The following is a 21,012-nucleotide window of genomic DNA, read 5'->3' as shown; positions in this document are numbered from 1 at the left end:
GAATATACCGTTTAAGAATGGATTAGAATACCCATTCAGTACCGATACGTACCATTAGATCGTTATCAAACGCCACGTCGTCTTGCTGAGTTAGACGCAAGAATGTGTATACAGTGTTGAATGAGTATCCAACTTCACCAGAGATAGACGTAGAATCTAGATCTGAATCTTTACGGCCATCTTCTTTGCCAGTTTGGTCTGCATAACCTACACGGAAGTTCATTGCGCCGTGGTAGTAGTTCGCTTGTACAGAGAATGCGTCAATTTCACGCTCTTTGTAGCTGTAGCTGCCTTGGCTAGTCGCTTCGTAAGAACCTGTTTTGTATGCACCCAAGATATTAAAGTTGTCCATTGGACGTAATTCAAAACCTACAAAGTACGCATCGGTATCACCAATAGAAGCATCCGTCCCTGGAGCTTTTACACTTCCATCAGGGTTAAACGTTACATCAGAGCCATCAGCAAAAATTGTACCTTCTGCAATTTCAAATGCCGCATGTAAAGTAAGCATATCAACAGGAGTTACCGAGATAGAACCACCATAGAAGTTTGAATCTTCGTGATTTTCACTACCATTACCGCCTGCTAGGCTAAATTTAACCATATCACCAAACATTGGTGAGTCGTAACGACCCATTTGGCTCTTACGGTCAAAGTTGTAACGCTCACCAGATCTCCAACCACGGTCAAACGTACGGCCAAGGTTAGAAGCAGAATATGGCCAATCCACTAGTTCGTATAAAGGCGTTAACATGCGACCAAATCGAGCTTGACCCCAATCGTCACCACGTAGGCCTACAAAAGTATCACGATTACCTAACTTAGCACCATCATCAAGTACCCAACCAGATTCAACTTGCATAAAAGCAGTAACGCTGTCTGTCATTGGTTTAGCAGCTCTGAAACCGACACGCGTTTCATTTTCAAGCGCCCAACCGTCATTTGCGCCAGTTTGGTTGTAATCTACAGCCGAGATAGAAACTACACCGTACACTTCAACGTTTGCGTCGTTAGCATCGCCAATCATGTAAGCGTTTGCTGCGCCTGTTGCCATCAATACCGCTGCGCCTACTAGAGACTTTTTAAATACATTTTTCATTGTTAGTAACCCTTTCCCAATAATTAGGAGTTTTATTTATAATTTTGTTTGCAACGTATGGAACTACTGGACTAGATAGTTGCCTAACGTTGCGCTGCTTTTCATGGACAGGGCAAATATTGCAAACTTTTTTTCCAATAAAAAATAAACCCTATTTTTTTTCGACACACTTCAAAGTAAAGCAAACAAAAAAAACATAAACAAAATAAAATCAACAACTTAATCAAGATATAAAATGACTTATTTTTCCTTTGTCAATAAGGAGAAGAATGCACATCACAGTAAACCTTAAAGAAACCACGGTTTAGACGATCTAAATCACATCGTTTTTTTGTATTTGTTTGGCTTTTTATATTCATCAAGTTGAAATATTGATATCGATCTCATATCCGATTGCGCTTTGCTGACACGACCATGACATTATCATCCCCAATAAAATGCACTCACCCCCTCCATTTCACCCTTGACCTTTCCCTTGAGGTAAGGTTTAAGCTTGGTCACAGTGATAAGAAGTTAGGAAATAGTGATGAATCAATACCAGATTCCATTGAGTGGCTTAAATTGCATGGGCTGCGCTAGAAAAGTTGAGAAAGCTTTAGTTGCAGAACACAAAATTACAACTCATCAACTGAGTAAAGAGTCCATAACTGTAGAAACAGACGCAACATTTCGTCAGCTTGCTGCCATTATCCAAGAACTTGGCTACCAAGCTGGATTGAAATTAACGTATAAACTGTCAGGATTGAGCTGTGGTCGATGTGTCGAGAAGCTAACACAACTGCTGAATAAGCAAGATGATGTATATATTGTAGCTATAGACAAAGAGTCATTAACCGTTACTTCTCGGTTAGAAGACTTTGATATTGAATCATTGGCCTCTTCACTAGGCTATACAGCTTCACTTATTAATACGACCTCGCTTAATACAGATGAGCTTGATAAAAAGAGTGTTCCTAATAAAAGTGGACTCGAAAGCGCTCAACACGCGCAGAAAAATATCGAATTTGACCAACAGACGGTTGAATCTGTAGCGAATCACTCCAATCACTTCGAATCAATCCACCTATCACTAAGCGGATTGACTTGCGCGAGCTGTGTGTCTTCTGTTGAAAAAGCCCTTTACTCTTCCGATTCCGTTAAGAATGTACAGGTAAACCTTGCCGAGCAAAGCGCCTTAGTAGAAGTAGTGAGCGTTTCTCATGGCGTTGAGCGTTCTCTTATTAGGCTTATAGAGCAAGCAGGATACCAAGCCGAGATAATTGAAAACCCACTGGCCGCCCAAGAAAAGCAGAAGCATCAGCTAGAACAAGCGAAGCAGCATCATAAGAAAGCGTCATTATTCGGCTTATTAATAGGCGGCCCTCTGATGATTTGGGGGATGCTTGGCGGAAATATGATGATACGGTCTGTCGGTGACCAGATTACTTGGGGGGCAATTGGCCTTTTATGCCTCATTTTAATGGCGACTGCCGGACGTTCATTTTATATCAATGCTTATAACGCCCTCACCCATCGCCGAGCTACTATGGATAGCCTTGTTTCATTAGGCACTGGCGCAGCATGGTTTTACTCTATGCTGATGGTATTAGCACCATTTTGGTTTCCTGAAAATGCTAGACACGTCTATTTTGAAGCCACCGCTATGATTCTTGGCCTTATCTCTCTTGGTCACTATATAGAAGCTAAAGCCAAGGCAAAAACTACCCAGTCTCTGCAAGCGTTAATCAACCTTCAGCCACAGTTTGCCACCTTAGTGACGGAACAAGGTGATGAAAGTATCGCAGTCAAAGCGATCACTAAAGGTATGATATTGCGAATAAAGCCCGGCGAAAAGATTCCAGTCGATGGTGTGGTTCTAAGTGGTGAGTCATATTTAGACGAGTCAATGCTAACTGGTGAGCCTATTCCCACCCTAAAACAATGCGACGATCGAGTCTCAGCCGGAACGCTTAATCAAGACGGAAGTTTAACAATATCAGCAACAGGTGTGGGTACTGATACCATGCTCGCTCGAATCATTCAATTGGTACGCAAAGCGCAAAGTAGCAAACCACAAATCGCTAAGCTTGTGGACCAAGTCTCCTCTATTTTTGTTCCAGTGGTCATTGGTATTGCTCTGCTGGCTATCACTATTTGGTACTTTGTTGGACCAGAGCCAAAATTAAGCTATATGCTGATTGTCGCAACAACGGTACTTATTATTGCTTGCCCTTGCGCATTAGGGCTTGCGACTCCACTTTCCATTACCGTTGGCGTTGGTAAAGCTGCTGAAATGGGCATACTCATTCGCGATGCCGATGTACTACAAACCGCGAGTAAGATAGAAACCGTCGTCTTTGATAAAACAGGCACATTAACTCAGGGAACGCCTGAGGTTCAAAAACTGTTCACTTTTAGCGTCAATGAAGAAGAGTTGCTTCAATATGCCTACAGTATTGAAAAACACTCCGAGCACCCACTCGCAAAATCTATCTGTAAACAAGCAAAAAGTCTTGGTATTACAGCGTTAGATATTAACAACTTCAGTAACATCAAAGGGCATGGCATTACTGCTGAAATGAATGGACAACCGCTCATAGCTGGTTCCATCTCTTATATTGAATCCCTTAAGGTTTCGACCAATCATGCTACAAGCGCGATTAAACAATGCCAAGATAACGCATGGACACCGATTGCCATTAGCCTTGATAACGCACTTATTGGTATTATTGCGCTCTCTGATTCAATAAAAAGTGATGCGCTTGCGGCTATTTCCGCACTAAAACAGAAGAAGATTCAAACAGTCATGCTTACAGGTGATAACCAAGCCGTGGCTCAATCAATAGCCTCAACATTGGGCATTGATACCGTTATTGCACAAGTACTGCCCGATCAAAAAGCGCATCATATCGCTGAACTACAAAAAGGCGGCCGAAAAGTCGCCATGGTGGGTGATGGCGTAAATGATGCTCCGGCTCTTGCTCAATCAGACATGGGGATAGCTATGGGAAGTGGTAGTGACGTGGCGATTGAAAGTGCTCAGATGACACTATTAAACTCTTCCCCATTATCGGTGGTTAATGCAATTGATCTCTCTAAGGCGACCGTTAGAAATATTAAACAAAATCTTTTTGGCGCGTTTATCTATAACTCGCTCGGTATTCCAATTGCAGCAGGCGTATTGTTCCCTGCTTTTGGATTCTTATTAAGCCCAGTCGTCGCAGGAGCGGCAATGGCACTTTCCTCAATTACTGTCGTTAGCAATGCTAATCGCTTACGACTATTTAAACCTAATTTCAAATCATAGAGGTCATTATGAAATTACAAACACTCACACTTGCACTCATCACCACTTTCTCGGCTAATGTCCTCGCTGCGGACGTTATCAACCATAAGTCACCTTACTGTGGTTGCTGTGGAGATTGGACGACACATATGGAAGAAGCAGGATTTACCGTAAAAGAAGAACTGCACGAAGACATGAACCCAGTTAAAGAGAAATTTGGTATTACGCCACAACTGGCCTCTTGCCACACAGCAGAGATTGAAGGGTATGTATTTGAAGGGCATATTCCTGCCGAAGACATTAAAGCGTTTTTAGACAACCCACCAAAGAATGCTAAGGGTTTAGCGGTTCCGGGCATGCCAATGGGCTCTCCAGGTATGGAATATGGCGATAAGAAAGATGCGTACTCGGTATACGCTTTTAATGAAAAGGGTCAGGTATTCGAATACCGACACCACGAAGGGAACTAAATTAAAACAGATTTAATGCAACAAAAAAGAGCCTAGCAAATTGCTAGGCTCTTTTATTAGGACTTTAGTTTGGACAAACTAAAACTTTAAAGCTTGATTAGAAGCCGTAAGAAGCACCGAATACAAATGCGTTGTTTTCGTTGTCAGCTTGGTTACGGTACTCGAAGTAAGGTTGAACGCCGTTACGAGTCCAAGTTGCACGAAGCTCGTGGTCCATAACTTCAGCATCAATCATGTAAACGTTGTTGTAGCTTACTGCTAGGTCTTCGTTTACTGAGTAACCGATGCGGTTATCCATGCGGTAATCAGTTTTGTCATCGCCTACTGCATCAATGTGTGCACGAGTACGGTTGCTGATTGCAATGCCGTTGTCGAAGTTGTAGCCGATTTTAACTAGAGGACGGTACTGAATTGTTTCACCAGTAACAGAAACGTTCTGGTAACCAGCAGCAACCCATAGGTTATCGTTAATAGAGAATGATTGCTCACCACCAACAGTTAAGTATGCAGGGCCGTTTGCGCCTTCAACTGCTAGGTCACCTAGTTGAATGCCATCAATCTCAGCGTAAACTGTGAAGCCACCAAAGCTGTTGTCAAAAGTGTGACCAGCTTCTAGAGTAGAAGTTGCGTCTGAACCGTGTAGGTCGTCGCTGTGGAATTGCACGTTACCTGTAACGTAAGAAGAACCAGCGAATGCGCTTGAAGCGAAAGCAAGAGAAAGAGCGCTTAGTGCGATAATTTTTTTCATAATTAACTGCCTTTTTAAAATTGTGTACGACTTTATTTCTAGGTAACTCACTCACCGTTAAGTCGTTAATTGGGGCGCCTTCCTGGCTTGATTCGAATAGTGCACGATTTATTTCGCGTTGAAAAATAAAACGTATTGATACGGTGATCTAGCTCACGAGCTTGATATGCGTCGCAAAATAAGGGCGTTAAAACAATAGGTTACTAAATTTAAAAAAATGATAAAAAAAGATAATGTGACACACATCGCCAGATTTTATGTTTTTCACTCGATAACATGAGCTAGATCACCTAGCATTTAGCTGAATTTAGTGTTTTGTTATTCAGTAATAACCATAGTGATATATACATCACACTTTATAGGCCTTCGAGATATCACCTTCATCGTTTCAATGAGTCATCCTTCTACATATAAACTTTGATAGCTTTCATATCTTGGATTCCACGAGTACTCCCGATATTCTTTAAAGCAGATAATCTATCAACATTGGTCATTAGAAATGCGCTCACTTTCTCTGTTACTTGCTTCTATCTACCTCACTTTATTCAGTTCACTTGCCTCTAGCGAACCTATCTATTGGTCCGCTAAGAAAGGAAACCTTGAACTTATGGTCTTAGGTTCAATCCATGTCGGAAACGAAAGTATGTACCCACTGCCATTCGAGATAACTGAGTTTCTCGAAAAAAGTGACGGACTAATATTGGAAACAGATACAAGGAAAACACACGATATTAAATACCCTAGTTATCAACATACGGTTAAAGACGTCGTCAGTGATACGCAAATCAACCAATTAGTACTAATCGCCAAAGAGCTTAATATTGCAGAATCGACACTGTTTAGTCTTCCGCCTTGGAGCGCCTCCCTTGCGATTCAAATGGGTAAGCTCAATTTACTTGGCTATGAACCAAGCCAAGGCGTTGATCATAAGCTCCTGTATGAAGCAGTGCTAAATGAGATCCCTGTTATAGGCCTTGAGCCACTGCAATTTCAAATCGATTTGATCGCAAGTCTACCTAACGATGGAGAAGATCTACTATTCGCTGCGTTGGATGAATACCATCAAAATGAAGAGATGACGAAATGCTTAGTCGAGACCTGGAAAGCAGGTGATAGCGAAAAGCTTCTTGAATTTGGGATTAACAGCGAAATCTCAGATGACTTCGTTCAGCTCTTCATTACACAGCGAAATGAAGACTGGGCCAATAAACTCAATAGCGATGAATTTATTGAATCAAATAAAGGTCGCTATTTAGTTGTCGTTGGTGCGCTGCACCTCGTTGGGAAAAATAACTTAATTGATGGATTGCATGAACGAGGCTTCGCTATGGAAAAAAGATCGAAGAACAACCAAGTAGATTGTGAATTTATTTAGCGATATGGGATGAAGAACCACGCTATAGAAGCAGGTGATCAATAATTACTACAGAGCTAAAACGCAAAAAACCGCAACATTTCTGCTGCGATTTCTTTAATGTGGTCGGTGAAGAGGCTTTCGTTTAAACCACCGGGAACCCCCGCTCCTTCATTCACAAACCAGATCCTCGATAATTTATACCGAGCTAAAACGCAAAAAACCGCAACATTTCTGCTGCGGTTTCTTCAATGTGGTCGGTGAAGAGGCTTTCGTTAAACCGCGGGGAACCCCCGCTCCTCAATACACAAACCAGATCCTCGATAATTTATACCGAGCTAAAACGCAAAAAACCGCAACATTTCTGCTGCGGTTTCTTTAATGTGGTCGGTGAAGAGGGATTCGAACCCCCGACCCTCTGGTCCCAAACCAGATGCGCTACCAAGCTGCGCTATTCACCGAGATGTTGTTCAGCTTCTCGCTGTCAACGGATGCGTATATTACTGATTATCTGATTTAACGCAAGCCATTTAAGCTGTTTTTTCTAAAAATAAAACTGTTCGATTAAATACTATTCAACTTTTAGCCGTTAACCAATAAACCCACTTAAATGTGACCAAAAACACAACATCAAAAGCAATCATTCACCAACCGTATAGGTCTTGATCCAGATCAGTAAGAAAACATTAACTTCTGCATAACATCAATTCATATTTATCGATAAGGAATAGACTATGGACTTCTGGCTTCAACTCCTCTTTGGCAACGCTGTTGGACTATCATCAATGATCGTCATCTTTATCACGATAAGCCTAATGCTGTTCTATACGGGTTACTTCATTTATAAGATCTATAAAGATGAAGATCCGAGCTAAAGAGAAAAACAATCATATATAAAGAGGCTACCCTAGATAGCCCGAATGAAAAACCACTCAGCATTTAACGAAGTAGATACCTCACTACTTCGTTTTTTATTGCCCAAAATTCACTAGACACCCTACTTCAACCCAATTAATCTTCTCTATAACACAGATTAATTGGGATTCACTTATGTCTCATGATGACGATTTATCACTCTTTCAGCAGATGATGGAAGATGTCAAACCTATCTCGAACGATACGGCAGAACTCAAAAAGAAACATTCCGTTTCTGCTGGTCAACAAGCGAAACAACAAGCCGCTATATGGCTGACCGAAGATGATCCCGAATACCTCTCCATTGATTATGCACCCATGATCAAACCTGAAGATATGATTCAATATAAGCAAGATGGTATTCAGCATGGTGTATACAAAAAGCTTCGACTTGGAAAGTATCCTATTCAAGCTAAGCTAGACTTACACAAGCGAACGCTAAAAGAAGCCAGAGAAGAAGTGGTTAAGTTTCTTAAACAGTGTTTGAGATTAGACATACGAACTGTTCTTATCGTACATGGGAAAGGCGTTCACTCTAATCCACCAGCGCTACTAAAAAGCTACTTAGCCAGCTGGGTAACCCAAATTAAAGATGTGCAATGCGCTCATAGTGCACAACAATTTCATGGCGGAACCGGAGCCATTTATCTACTGCTTAGAAAAAGTGATGATAAAAAAACCGAGAACAGAGAGCGCCATCAAAAACGGTTGGGATAAGTCCCCTGTAAGTGCTACACTCCGCCCAATTATTAAGCAGAACTCTGCTTCAAGTCATATAAACCGTTGTGAAACGTAACGAGGTCCCTATGTCTACCGCTCAAAGAAAGTCTACACATCAAAACAAATCACAAAATAATGCGCAGTCTCAAACTGATGGGAAGCGCTTAAATAAATTCATCAGCGAAACTGGTTTTTGCTCTCGTCGAGAAGCCGATCGTCTCATTGAACAAGGTCGAGTAACCATCAATGGTAAAATTCCAGAAATGGGTACCAAAGTTCTTTCTGGTGATGATGTCTGTATTGATGATAAGCCTGTCCGTTCAAAAGAGAAGCCGATCTACATCGCTCTGAACAAACCGACCGGTATAACCTGTACCACTGAGCGCGATATTCCGGGTAACATCGTTGATTTTATCGGTCACCACAAACGTATCTTCCCTATTGGTCGTTTAGATAAGCCGTCAGACGGTCTCATCTTCCTAACTAATGATGGTGATATCGTTAATAAGATTTTACGTGCTGGTAATAACCACGAGAAAGAGTATGTGGTCCGTGTTGATAAGCCAATTACAGATGCGTTCCTAACTCACATGGCCGCAGGGGTTCATATCCTTGATACCGTGACTCTACCGTGTAAAGTTACCAAAGAAACTAAGTTCTCTTTTCGAATTGTTCTAACACAAGGCCTGAATCGTCAGATACGTCGTATGTGTGAAGAGCTAGGCTATGAAGTGTTTAAACTTCGCCGTGTTCGAATTATGAATATCTCGATCGACGATATTCCAAATGGTAAATGGCGCTATCTGAGCGAAGCGGAAGTTAACGAAATCCACGCTATGTGTGAAGATTCAAGTGGAACCGAAGATGCCTCAAAAAATGATGCAAAAGGTGTACGTATTCGTCGTGCAACGGATGCTAAGTTATTTGATAGCCGTGAAGAGAATCAAACTAGTACAGCAAGACGCAATCAAAAGCCGCGTACCTTTAGAGGTAACAATGCAGATGAATTCCGTCATGCACCAAATTCAAATAAAGGTAAGAAGAACTTTCACGGCAAAGCGCCAGTAAGACCAGGCAGTAAAGAAAGCCATGGTAACGGGAAAGGAAGTGGCTCTGCACCACAAAAACGTAAGCCGGGTACATTGAGCTTAAAAAAATAGAGTCTCAGTAAAATCCAAATAATAAAAAGGGAGCATCAGCTCCCTTTTCTCGTTCTAAGTCACCGAATTAACGATTACTTAGTACCAAAGATCTTATCACCCGCATCGCCAAGACCAGGAACAATGTAGCCTTTGTCATTTAGCTTCTCATCAATTGATGCCGTGTAAAGCTCAACATCTGGGTGCGCTTTTTCAAGAGCTTCAATGCCTTCAGGTGCAGCAACTAATACCAGCACTTTAAATTGGCTACAACCTTGCTCTTTAAGAAGATCAATCGTTGCAATCATAGAGCCGCCAGTCGCTAGCATTGGATCGACAACAAGAGCAATACGCTCATCAATGTTAGACGCTAGTTTATTAAAGTAAGGTACAGGCTCTAATGTCTCTTCGTCACGATAAACACCAACAACACTAATACGTGCACTTGGCATATGCTCAAGAACACCATCCATCATACCAAGACCGGCACGAAGAATAGGCACAACCGTTACTTTTTTCCCTTTTAGCTGCTCTACTTCTACAGAACCGTTCCAGCCTTCAATGCTGACCGTTTCTGTTTCAAAATCAGCAGTCGCTTCATAAGTAAGTAAGCTGCCAACTTCTGTAGCTAGCTCACGAAAACGTTTCGTGCTGATGTCACCTTCTCGCATTAGACCAATTTTATGTTTCACAAGAGGGTGCTTAACTTCAACCACTTTCATTTTCTTCTCCGACAGTTTTAGGTACTTTTAAACAAACCGCCAGATTATACACGATAACGAAAATAAATTCAGGTTAACGAGATCAATAAAAAAACACGCGCAAACGTTTGCTCTTTAGGTTTAAGCACTGGTAGAATAGCGCCGTTTTCATATCCAACTTAAACCCGAGGACTTCCCTGTGAGCGGTAATAACTCTTCTCTAAGCTACAAAGACGCTGGTGTTGATATTGATGCAGGCAACGCGCTTGTTGACCGAATTAAAGGTGCAGTAAAACGCACTCGTCGCCCTGAAGTTATGGGTGGCATTGGTGGATTCGGTGCTCTATGTGAGCTACCAACGAACTACAAACAACCTGTTTTAGTATCAGGGACTGACGGCGTAGGTACAAAACTGCGTCTTGCTCTGGATATGAACAAACACGACACAATCGGAATCGATTTAGTGGCTATGTGTGTAAACGACCTAATTGTTCAGGGTGGTGAGCCGCTATTCTTCCTAGATTACTACGCAACAGGCAAGCTTGATGTGGATACAGCAGCAGACGTTGTTACTGGAATCGCTGAAGGTTGTATCCAAGCCGGTTGTTCACTTATCGGTGGCGAAACAGCTGAAATGCCAGGCATGTACGAAGGCGAAGACTACGACGTAGCTGGCTTCTGTGTTGGCGTGGTAGAAAAAGAAGACATTATTGATGGAACGAAAGTTGCTGCGGGTGATGCACTCATCGCTGTTGGCTCTAGCGGTCCACACTCAAACGGTTACTCTCTTGTCCGTAAGATTCTTGAAGTTTCTGGCGCAGACAAGAACGAGCAACTAGAAGGTCGCACTATTGGTGAGCACCTACTAGAACCAACAAGAATTTACATCAAATCAGCACTTAAGATGATTGCAGAGCACGATATCCACGCGATCTCTCACATCACTGGTGGTGGTTTCTGGGAAAACATCCCACGTGTACTTCCTGAAGGTACAAAAGCAGTCGTTGACGGTTCAAGCTGGGAATGGCCTGCAATCTTCAACTGGCTACAAGAAAAAGGCAACGTAACAACGCACGAAATGTATCGTACATTTAACTGTGGTGTTGGTCTTGTTGTTGCGCTACCTAAAGCTCAAGCTGAATCTGCGGTTGCACTTCTTAAAGAAGAAGGCGAAAACGCATGGATTATCGGCGAAATCGCTCAAGCAGAAGCTGGCGAAGAACAGGTAGAGATCAAGTAGATATGAAAAGCATTGTTGTTTTAGTTTCAGGGAATGGTTCGAACTTGCAAGCGATTATCGATGCCTGCGAAACCAGTATTGATAGTGGCAAAGTAACGGCTGTTTTTTCAAACAAAGCAGATGCTTATGCTCTAGAGCGAGCTAAAAAAGCAGGGGCTGATGGTATCTTTCTTGATCCAAAAGCCTTTGATACCCGTGACGCATTTGACAGGGAATTGATGCGTCAGATGGATGGATATCAACCTGACTTAATTATCCTAGCTGGCTATATGCGTATACTAAGTGGCGAATTTGTTCGTCACTTCCTAGGTCGAATGATCAACATTCACCCTTCTCTACTGCCAAAGTACCCAGGCCTTAACACTTACCAACGTGCTATTCACGCGGGTGATGAAGAGCACGGCACCAGTGTTCACTTTGTGACTGAGCAACTTGATGGCGGCCCAGTGATTCTGCAGGCAAAAGTGCCAATCTTTGATGAAGATAATGTCGAAGTGTTAACTGAACGCGTTCAGACACAAGAACATAAAATCTATCCTCTAGTGGCTCAATGGTTTGTAGAAGGACGTCTGAAAATGGAAGGTGGAAAAGCATTTTTAGATGGTAACAAGCTTGGCATTCACGGTTACGCACAATAGAGTAAATTGATTAGATAGCAAAAGGGTTGATGTGTAAGCATCAACCCTTTTCTTTTATCGGCTTAACTAGAAGTTAGAGCGGCTCTGTCGGAGCTTGAGACTTTGGTTTCGCTTCTGCAAAAGCAATATCTTCTAATCGATGAGCGTTCCCATCAATGAGCTCACCAAAATGGAAAATACCGTATTCACTTGGCTTCATTCGATGCCAAACTTCGTTATCCGTTAGTGGCTGAGTCGCAACAACAGTGACCACGTCGTTCGGAGTGGTCTCTTCTAAGAAGTTAATTGTGACGTCTTCATCAATCAAGCTTGCCTTACCAAAAGGCGCTCTACGAGTGATCCAGTAAAGATGATTCGTACAGTATGTCATTACATACTCACCATCAGACAACAGCATGTTAAACACGCCCTTCTCTTTAAGCTTATCGCAGCATTTGGCAATGAAACGAAACACACCAACCATGTCCTGCGGCGGCTCAGGGTATCGCTCTTCCAGCTGTTTTAACAACCAACAGAAAGTCAGCTCACTGTCCGTTTCTCCAACTGGGCGAAAGCGTCCAGAGACTAAGTCATCGTAATCCGACAGCTGGCCATTATGAGCAAACGTCCAATAACGCCCCCAAAGCTCTCGGGTAAAGGGGTGGGTATTCTCTAAATTAACTGACCCACGGTTTGCTTGCCTAATATGGCTCACCACCGCGCGACTTTTAATTGGGTAACTTTGTACTAACTCGGCAATTTTAGAATCACAACTTGGCTGAGGATCTTTAAAGGTTCGAAACCCCTTTCCTTCATAAAAGGTGATCCCCCATCCATCACGATGCGGGCCCGTATTGCCCCCTCTCTGAATCAGGCCGGTAAAGCTAAAACAAATATCGGTCGGCACATTCGCGCTCATTCCGAGCAATTCACACATAGTCTCATTTAATCCTTTAAGCTAAAACAAGCGTAATTACGCCATCTCTTTTTCAATAAGCTGAATGACAATATGGATGATCTTGATGTGGATCTCTTGGATGCGGTCAGCGTAACCAAAATGTGGCACACGAATCTCAATATCCGCGAGACCCGCCATTTTTCCACCATCTTTTCCAGTTAACGCAATCGTCTTCATTCCCTTAGCTTTCGCAGCTTCAATGGCTTTCAAAATGTTACCTGAATTGCCAGAAGTTGATAAACCAAACAGAACATCACCTGATGAGCCGACGGCTTCAACATAACGAGAGAAAACAGAATCATAACCAAAATCATTACTCACGCATGAAATATGACTAGGGTCTGAAATCGCAATACCCGGGTAACCAGGACGGTTTTCACGATAACGCCCTGTTAACTCTTCAGCAAAGTGCATCGCATCACAATGAGAGCCACCATTACCACAAGATAGAACTTTGCCACCTTGCTTAAATGAGTCTGCGATTACCTTAGCAGCGGATTCTATCTGCGCTAAATTCTTGTCATCCGATAAAAAGGTATTCAGTACATCGGCAGCTTCTGTTAATTCGCTTTTAATTAGGTCCTGATACATGGCCAAATCTCTTATTGTTGTGGGAGTAAACGTAACAACCGTTACGACTCTTTATACCTTCGAGTTTACTGAAACAAATTCTAGTGTCGATAGTTTGGCAGCAAGAATTCGATTTTATCCTTCCAATAGTGAACATAAATCTCTACTCACCGCCCAGAATTAGAACTTTAACTCTACTTGGATCACTTTTTAACCACATTGGCATTTTACATTTTATTAATATATTGATTACACTTAACTGGTTAGACCTCTTACAAGATTACAGCGCGATAGTCGTGCTATAAAAGGAAAACAACATGGAAATCTTGCTCTCTATAATCAGTTTCACAGCTGTCCTCATGCTTTGTTTATACCATCGAAGCTCTTTATTCCTCTCTATTATCGCGCTTGGTGCCACTCTGATTGCTTTGTCAATTTGGGGGGCAGCGGGACATATCAGCTGGGCACTTTTCTTGGCAACTAGCGTACTATTTACCATGCCATCGGTACGACAGTCCGTGATTAGTCAACGAGCTTTGACTGTTTTTAAGAAAGTCTTACCCGCGATGTCTCAAACAGAAAAAGAGGCGTTAGATGCTGGTACTGTTTGGTGGGAGGCGGAGCTGTTTAAAGGCAAACCAAATTGGAAAGAACTCCACAACATCGCCGCACCTAAACTGTCTAAAGAAGAACAAGAATTTTTAGATGGCCCTGTTAATGAAGTGTGTGCCATGGTTAACGACTACCAAGTCACCCATGAACTGGCAGACCTTCCACCAGAAGTGTGGCAATACCTAAAAGACCACAAGTTCTTTGCCATGATCATCAAAAAGAGATACGGCGGGCTTGAGTTCTCAGCTTATGCACAATCTCTTGTGCTACAAAAACTCACCGGTGTTTCTAGCGTGTTATCTTCAACAGTGGGCGTGCCTAACTCTTTGGGCCCAGGTGAGCTACTGCAACACTACGGTACAGAAGAACAAAAAGATCACTACCTACCACGCTTAGCCGATGGTACAGAAATTCCTTGTTTTGCTTTAACTAGCCCTGAAGCAGGTTCTGACGCCGGCTCTATTCCTGATTATGGCGTTGTTTGCAAAGGCAAATGGAAAGGTAAACAGGTTCTAGGTATGCGCCTAACTTGGAACAAACGCTATATCACCCTTGCGCCTGTCGCAACAGTGCTTGGTTTGGCCTTCAAACTGCGTGACCCTGATGGTCTATTAGGTGATAAGGAAGAGCTAGGCATTACTTGTGCGCTGATTCCAACTGACCTAAAAGGCATCGAGATTGGAAACCGTCACTTCCCTCTTAACGTACCGTTCCAAAATGGGCCTACCCAAGGTAAAGATATCTTTGTTCCTATCGATTTCATCATCGGTGGTGAAAAAATGGCAGGTCAAGGCTGGCGTATGTTAGTTGAGTGCTTATCGGTAGGACGCGGTATTACTCTGCCTTCAAACTCAACAGGTGGTATTAAATCTGCGGCACTTGCAACTGGGGCTTATGCTCGTATCCGCCGTCAATTCAAACAGCCAATTGGACAGATGGAAGGGGTTGAGGAACCACTTGCACGCCTTGCAGGCAATGCATATGTGATGGATGCAGCAAGTAGCTTGACTGTTGCTGGTATCGACCTTGGGCAGAAGCCTTCCGTTATTTCAGCAATCGTTAAATACCACTGTACCCACCGTGGTCAACGCAGCATTATTGATGCGATGGATATTGTCGGCGGTAAAGGGATCTGCTTAGGGCCATCTAACTTTTTAGCGCGTGGCTATCAAGGTTCTCCGATTGCTATTACCGTTGAAGGTGCCAATATTCTTACTCGTTCACTGATCATCTATGGCCAAGGGGCAATTCGTTGTCACCCATATGTCCTTGATGAGATGAACGCCGCCTACTCTACGGATTCAAACGCTTTAGAAAAGTTTGATAAAGCTTTAGCAGGCCACGTGACTTTCACCATGAGTAATTTTACTCGAAGCCTATGGCTTGGTCTGGTAGATGGCTATGGATCGGAAGCGCCAACGACAGACTTCACCAAACGTTATTACCAACAGCTCAATCGTTACAGTGCCAACATGGCATTACTATCTGATATCTCCATGGTGGTGTTGGGTGGCTCACTGAAACGTAAAGAGCGTATGTCAGCCCGCCTTGGTGATATTCTGAGTCAGCTTTACCTTAGCTCTGCAACGTTAAAGCGCTTTGATGAAGAGGGACGTCCACAAGAAGATAAAGCGATGGTGGATTGGGGGCTGCAAGACAGCTTGCAACAAACAGAGGTTGCTATTGACGAATTCTTAGCTAACTTCCCTAATAAGATCATTGCTAAAGCGCTTCGTTTGCTTATTCTTCCATTTGGTCGAGTTCGTCGATCACCAAGTGACAAGCTCGATAGCAAGGTGGCCAAAATCATCCAAACACCGAGTGCAACGCGTTCACGCATCGGCCGTAATCAGTACCTTGAAGATACACCATTTAACCCAGTTGGACGTGTAGAGAAAGCGCTGGAAACTATTCTTCAAGCCGAACCTATCTTTGATAAAGTCTGTAAAGGGCTTTCGCAACGCCGTGCCTTCCTAGCACTGGATAAGGTTGCAGCACTTGGTTTAGAGAACAAACTTATCAGCGAGTCTGAAGCGGAACTTCTCGTGAAAGCTGAAGAAGAACGTCTCTATGTTATCAACGTTGATGACTTTGAATCGGAGGAGCTAGCAGCGGTAAAGCCAATGCAGCCAAACATGGGTAATGTCGCTTAATATTCGATATTGTTTGGCGAGTTAAACTTCCACAATGCTCCACAATAGAGAAAGGCGGTAAACTGAATCGATCAGTTTACCGCCTTTCTCTATTTTTATATCTGTTTGTTATATTTCTATTTCTTTTATTTCTTCGGCATGTCCAATTGCATTTCAGGCAGTGCCACTTTAGTTGCATTCAATTTACGTCTTACAAACCAAACCCCTAAACCAATCAGGATAGCGAGGACATTACCAACAGCAATGATTATCATGCTTCGCATACGAGCAGCCTCTTTGGCCTCTTTCATCATCTGCTCTTCTAGCAACTTCTTCTGTATACGTTCTTGTTCTTCCTGAATTAAACGAGTTTGTTCAAAATCGACTTCATCAAGAACGCTATAGGTCTGCTCACTTAAAGTGAATGAAAGTGGCCTCTCTGTGGCCATATCGGTCGCAAATACCTTTCCACCCCAACGATAATTTCCTACAACGTCGCTGCTAGGGATACTCATTTCAAGCTTACTACTCTCTTCTATTGCGCTTCCTGATACGGAGATGAGTTCATCTTTTGAATTCCAATGCTCTATCTGTGCCGCGAGCGAGCCTGGTTTTATCATTCCCTGTTCACCAGAAATGACAATCTGGTTTGCGACTTCGCTATCTCTAGATTGAATAAAGGTATGCTGAATCGGAGTTGGGTAGACAAGTACTTCTTGCTCTTGAGCGCGCAGAAATATTCCATTTCCTGAGGTGATCCTAACTCTATATTTCCCTGGTTGAGAACTAATAGGGATTGCCGCAGTAAATACCCCGTCACCAGGCACCTCATCTAAGCCAGTCCCATCATCAGCAAACACGCCTATCACTTCCGCGACCGGCCTCGCCTCTTTAATGAGATCTTCTTCATTTTCAATAAATTTAGTAAACGTTATCTTCAAGTTCACCCGATCAAGAAAATCACGCAATACCAAAGGCTCACCATCAGAAGTTAACTTTGCCGTAAATTTAATTTCTTCTCCTTGATAAAGTCGAGCAGGAAAGCGGTCACTCTCTAAAGCAAGGTGAGAAATGAGTAGAATTTGATTTTTTGGCGTTACTTTCCCGACGGCCTGCCATGGTCCTGGCATCGGGTTTTCAATCGAGATGATATCCATCGCGGTCTCTTGATACCACTTCACATTATCGGGGCTACGCCAAGAGTAGTATTTTTTTCCATCAGGCCTAACTAAAACAACAGGCTGCGAGGGGTGCTCTCGATAAATAACAAACGTCACCTGTTTGATTGTGGGATCGACACGAAAACGGTTATCAAGTAAAGACATTGAAGAGGGTGTACGCGCAAAGCTCTGACTGACACACATGAACAGGCTCATGAATGTAATTAGAATCCTTAACATTTTCTCTCCTATTTGCGCAATATCACAATGGTTTCAGTCTGGTAGCGGTATCTACAGTATTGATATTTTAAGTGGCTGACTTTCTAGTCGCTATATTTTCAGTAGCCGTATTTCCAGTCGCTCTATTTCTAACGGCCATTATCTTATTAGCTAAGACTCTTGTCGCCACAGACAGCTGCCACTTTTCTCTACAATATCAAGCCTTTCTTGGTGTGCTTCTACTTCATCGGCTGTTGCTAGCAAAACCTTTAGCGCTTTTCTCCCCTCTGCAATGCGTTTTATCGCCACACCGCTAATGCCACCAGCCTCTGAACTGAACTGCAGTGAGGTTTGTCCCCCCGTCATCGCTATATAGACGTCAGCCAGGATCTCAGCATCGAGCAATGCGCCGTGAAGAATACGAGCAGAGGTGTCGATGGTGTAATGTTTAGCTAATGAATCGAGGTTTTTTCTGGCTGGCATATTCGGCATACGCTTTGCCATTGCCAGTGTATCGAGAACCTCACAATAATCGGTGGTTTGACCCGCATTACTATCAAACATCCGAAATTCATGATCCATAAAGCCCACATCGAAGGGTGCATTATGGGCAACGAGAACTGAATCTTTAATAAACTCAATAAACTCCTGATGCACCTCTTGATAAGTCGGCTTATCCTTCAAGAATTCATCGGTAATACCGTGAACTTCTATCGCATCGGGCTGAATCTCACGATCCGGCTTTATATAAACGTGAAAGTGCCGCCCCGTAAGCTTACGATTGATGATCTCTACCGCACCAATTTCAATAATTCGGTGCCCTTGGTAAGTCGGGCCACCCTCTCTATTCATACCTGTCGTTTCGGTATCGAGAACGATGATGCGTTTGTGCTCTAAATTGTTACTGGTATTCATATTTAATTGTGTGTCAGACTATGTGAATAATGTGCTTAACCCAATAGTATCAAATCATGACGAAACAAGTGGAAATTTTCACTGACGGCTCTTGTCTTGGCAATCCGGGACCTGGTGGGTATGGTGTCGTCCTGCGCTATAAAAACACCGAAAAGACACTCGCGAAAGGCTATACGTTAACAACGAACAACCGCATGGAAATGTTGGCAGCGGTTGTCGCTCTTCAAACGCTAAAGGAGTCTTGTGACGTCATTCTCACGACAGATAGCCAATATGTGAGACAAGGCATTACCCAATGGATACACAACTGGAAAAAGCGTGGCTGGCAAACATCGGCCAAAAAGCCAGTTAAGAATGCAGATTTATGGCAAGCACTCGATAAAGAAACCGCTCGCCATAAGGTAGATTGGCGTTGGGTTAAAGGCCATGCAGGGCACAGAGAAAATGAAATGTGTGATGATCTTGCACGCGCTGCGGCTGAAAACCCAACAGAAGAAGATACTGGCTACGAAGCGAGTTAATCTTTATCAATAACTCGGTTAACCCGATAGTTCACACTCACTGGTGACAGTTTTCTCTTCAGTCGCCAGTGAGGCTTAATCGGTTTAAGCGGATACGTTCTCTTACGCGCAACAATAAAATACAAACTTCCTAGTGGGCTTATCCAGTCGCCTAACGCGTTTTCACACCATGTCCAAACTGTCTGATATTTTTGCATAGGAAATAACGCAAAGGTATCACTCTCAATCACTTGATAATTCAATAACCCTAGCCAATCTTTAACTCGATGCGGTGTAAACATCCGCCCACTCCAAGGAAGATTGTTTTTTCGCCATGGGAAAAAGCTCGTCAGCCCCGTGACACTAATCGGGTTGAAACCCGTGATAATGATGTAGCCATCGTCGATCATCACTCTATCGACTTCTCTAAGCATCCTGTGCGGGTCATTGCAGTAATCAAGTTGATGGGCCATCACAACTGCATCAAAACTTTTTTCTAAAAATGGCAAGTCATAGCCATCCGCAATCACATTGTGTAGTGGGTTTTGAATATCTAGATTAACTTGATGCTGAATATTACTGTGTTGACTGGATAACTCGCAGCTTAATCCACCAAGCTTAAGCATATGATAGCCAAATAACTTTGGACACCACTCATCAAGGCGTGTTTGAATAGCACTATTCACCCACTCGCCATTTTTAAGCTGAGACCAAGAGTGTGGCTTTTCAAGCTTCTTTTCATTGCGTGCTGGATTCATTATTAACCTGCTTCAACCTAAATGATGGGAAACTCAACCATGTTACATATCAAAAGCATACCTGCATTTAATGATAATTACATCTGGCTGATCGAAAATAGCGATGGGCGTTGTGTCGTGGTTGACCCAGGTGATGCAAAACCCGTTTTAGAGTACTTGTCGAAGCATGATCTAACCCTTAATGCGATACTGATTACCCATCACCATCACGATCATATCGGCGGTGTTCCCGAGCTAGTCCACCAATTCCCTAATATTGATGTTGTCGGGCCGGAAGCGGAACCCATCCCAACACTCACTCACCCTGTAAGTGACGGTTCACAGCTTGAGCTCTTTGGTGAGGTCTTCACCGTTATCGGTATAGAAGGACACACACTTGGGCATATTGGGTATTATGGTAACGGGCATCTTTTTTGTGGTGACACGCTCTTCTCAGCAGGCTGTGGCCGAGTTTTTGAGGGCACCTATAGTCAAATGTTTGATGCACTAACGACACTGGCTTCACTGCCTGACGAAACGAAAGTCTATTGCGCTCATGAATATACCTCCAGTAATGTCTCATTCGCACTCGCGATTGAGCCAGAAAGTGAACCTCTTAGACAGTATCGTGATGACGTAAATAGAATGCGTGCGCAAGACCTTCCAACACTGCCTACAACCATAAAACAAGAGAAGCGCATTAACCCATTCCTTCGTTGCGAAGAGCCTAATGTTATAAAGTCTGTGACTAATCGAACACAAAATCTTGATCCACTCTCGGTTTTTACCGCATTACGTGAGTGGAAGAACGAATTTTAACACTTTCTAACTTGTCACAAACAGGGACAGACCAGTATTATCAGCAGCTGATTTTAAAAAGGGCTGTTACATGCGAGTACAATACAGCTGGGTTTTAGCACTGTTACTAACCGGTTGCCAAC

Annotated in this window: 18 protein-coding genes, 1 tRNA gene and 1 pseudogene; 11 read left to right on the top strand and 9 right to left on the bottom strand. The window is 43.1% G+C overall.

The genetic code is table 11. The features are described from left to right. Nucleotides 1–22 precede the first annotated feature (22 nt). Nucleotides 23–1,099, bottom strand: coding sequence for a porin (locus tag KP803_RS05005; protein ID WP_248007731.1), 1,077 nt, complete (start codon nt 1,097–1,099; stop codon nt 23–25). 526 nt (nt 1,100–1,625) lie between these two features. On the opposite strand from KP803_RS05005, the gene KP803_RS05000 reads away from it, so the two are divergent. Together KP803_RS05000 and KP803_RS04995 are read left to right on the top strand one after the other, a co-directional pair. After that, nucleotides 1,626–4,385 (top strand): heavy metal translocating P-type ATPase, encoded by a 2,760-nt coding sequence (locus tag KP803_RS05000; protein WP_248007730.1) that lies wholly within the window; start codon nt 1,626–1,628, stop codon nt 4,383–4,385. 8 nt (nt 4,386–4,393) lie between these two features. Next, nucleotides 4,394–4,834, top strand: a complete 441-nt coding sequence (locus KP803_RS04995; protein ID WP_248007729.1) for a DUF411 domain-containing protein — start codon at nt 4,394–4,396, stop codon at nt 4,832–4,834. A 97-nt stretch (nt 4,835–4,931) separates the two neighbouring features. Here the strand turns inward: KP803_RS04995 and KP803_RS04990 are convergent, their stop codons facing one another. Next, nucleotides 4,932–5,582 carry an oligogalacturonate-specific porin KdgM family protein gene (locus KP803_RS04990; protein WP_248007728.1) on the bottom strand — a complete coding sequence of 217 codons (651 nt, stop codon included), beginning with the start codon at nt 5,580–5,582 and terminating at the stop codon, nt 4,932–4,934. Nucleotides 5,583–6,081: 499 nt separating this feature from the next. Here KP803_RS04990 and KP803_RS04985 point away from each other — a divergent pair, with 499 nt between their 5' ends. Continuing rightward, complete coding sequence (locus KP803_RS04985; RefSeq protein ID WP_248007727.1) at nt 6,082–6,957, top strand: TraB/GumN family protein; 876 nt, start codon at nt 6,082–6,084, stop codon at nt 6,955–6,957. A gap of 363 nt (nt 6,958–7,320) precedes the next feature. On the opposite strand, the gene KP803_RS04980 is transcribed toward KP803_RS04985, so the two are convergent. Then, a tRNA-Pro gene (locus tag KP803_RS04980) sits at nt 7,321–7,397 on the bottom strand. A 273-nt stretch (nt 7,398–7,670) separates the two neighbouring features. Here KP803_RS04980 and KP803_RS04975 point away from each other — a divergent pair. The 3 genes and pseudogenes from KP803_RS04975 to rluF form a co-directional block, all read left to right on the top strand. Next, the gene (locus KP803_RS04975) at nt 7,671–7,811 is read left to right on the top strand and encodes a DUF3149 domain-containing protein (RefSeq protein ID WP_248007726.1); all 141 of its coding nucleotides are present in this window, start codon (nt 7,671–7,673) and stop codon (nt 7,809–7,811) included. Nucleotides 7,812–7,986: 175 nt separating this feature from the next. Next, nucleotides 7,987–8,568, top strand: a complete 582-nt coding sequence (gene smrA / locus KP803_RS04970) for a DNA endonuclease SmrA (RefSeq protein WP_248007725.1) — start codon at nt 7,987–7,989, stop codon at nt 8,566–8,568. Nucleotides 8,569–8,657: 89 nt separating this feature from the next. Beyond that, nucleotides 8,658–9,609, top strand: a pseudogene (rluF, locus tag KP803_RS04965) (23S rRNA pseudouridine(2604) synthase RluF); the annotation flags it as partial. A 196-nt stretch (nt 9,610–9,805) separates the two neighbouring features. On the opposite strand, the gene upp reads toward rluF, so the two are convergent. Beyond that, nucleotides 9,806–10,432, bottom strand: a complete 627-nt coding sequence (gene upp, locus KP803_RS04960) for a uracil phosphoribosyltransferase (protein ID WP_248007723.1) — start codon at nt 10,430–10,432, stop codon at nt 9,806–9,808. A 178-nt stretch (nt 10,433–10,610) separates the two neighbouring features. Here upp and purM point away from each other — a divergent pair, with 178 nt between their 5' ends. Together purM and purN are read left to right on the top strand one after the other, a co-directional pair. Then, a complete protein-coding gene (purM, locus tag KP803_RS04955; RefSeq protein WP_248007722.1) occupies nt 10,611–11,651 on the top strand; it encodes a phosphoribosylformylglycinamidine cyclo-ligase in 1,041 nt (346 codons plus the stop codon). Nucleotides 11,652–11,653: 2 nt separating this feature from the next. Beyond that, complete coding sequence (gene purN, locus KP803_RS04950) at nt 11,654–12,289, top strand: phosphoribosylglycinamide formyltransferase (RefSeq protein WP_248007721.1); 636 nt, start codon at nt 11,654–11,656, stop codon at nt 12,287–12,289. Between the two features lie 73 nt (nt 12,290–12,362). Here purN and KP803_RS04945 read toward each other — a convergent pair whose 3' ends face one another. Next, nucleotides 12,363–13,205, bottom strand: coding sequence for a class II glutamine amidotransferase (locus tag KP803_RS04945; RefSeq protein WP_248007720.1), 843 nt, complete (start codon nt 13,203–13,205; stop codon nt 12,363–12,365). A gap of 36 nt (nt 13,206–13,241) precedes the next feature. Next, a complete protein-coding gene (gene lpcA / locus KP803_RS04940; protein WP_248007719.1) occupies nt 13,242–13,817 on the bottom strand; it encodes a D-sedoheptulose 7-phosphate isomerase in 576 nt (191 codons plus the stop codon). Between the two features lie 296 nt (nt 13,818–14,113). On the opposite strand from lpcA, the gene fadE reads away from it, so the two are divergent. Continuing rightward, nucleotides 14,114–16,561, top strand: a complete 2,448-nt coding sequence (fadE, locus tag KP803_RS04935; protein ID WP_248007718.1) for an acyl-CoA dehydrogenase FadE — start codon at nt 14,114–14,116, stop codon at nt 16,559–16,561. 125 nt (nt 16,562–16,686) lie between these two features. Here fadE and KP803_RS04930 read toward each other — a convergent pair whose 3' ends face one another. Further along, complete coding sequence (locus KP803_RS04930) at nt 16,687–17,940, bottom strand: TIGR03503 family protein (protein ID WP_427916921.1); 1,254 nt, start codon at nt 17,938–17,940, stop codon at nt 16,687–16,689. Nucleotides 17,941–18,090: 150 nt separating this feature from the next. Further along, nucleotides 18,091–18,834: a DNA polymerase III subunit epsilon gene (gene dnaQ / locus KP803_RS04925; protein WP_248007717.1), complete on the bottom strand. Its 744-nt coding sequence runs from the start codon at nt 18,832–18,834 to the stop codon at nt 18,091–18,093. Between the two features lie 56 nt (nt 18,835–18,890). Here dnaQ and rnhA point away from each other — a divergent pair, with 56 nt between their 5' ends. Then, nucleotides 18,891–19,355 carry a ribonuclease HI gene (rnhA, locus tag KP803_RS04920; RefSeq protein ID WP_248007716.1) on the top strand — a complete coding sequence of 155 codons (465 nt, stop codon included), beginning with the start codon at nt 18,891–18,893 and terminating at the stop codon, nt 19,353–19,355. Here rnhA and KP803_RS04915 read toward each other — a convergent pair. Beyond that, entirely contained in the window at nt 19,352–20,092 is a 741-nt protein-coding gene (locus KP803_RS04915; protein WP_248007715.1) for a class I SAM-dependent methyltransferase, read from the bottom strand. The two genes, rnhA and KP803_RS04915, sit on opposite strands and share 4 nt — an antisense overlap. 39 nt (nt 20,093–20,131) lie before the next feature. On the opposite strand from KP803_RS04915, the gene gloB reads away from it, so the two are divergent. Next, nucleotides 20,132–20,890, top strand: coding sequence for a hydroxyacylglutathione hydrolase (gene gloB / locus KP803_RS04910; RefSeq protein ID WP_248007714.1), 759 nt, complete (start codon nt 20,132–20,134; stop codon nt 20,888–20,890). Nucleotides 20,891–21,012: the final 122 nt, after the last annotated feature.

It is taken from the genome of Vibrio amylolyticus (genome assembly GCF_023145695.1).
GTDB lineage: Bacteria > Pseudomonadota > Gammaproteobacteria > Enterobacterales > Vibrionaceae > Vibrio > Vibrio amylolyticus.
Note: the sequence above shows the minus strand (reverse complement) of the source record. Positions and strands in the feature narration are given on the sequence as shown.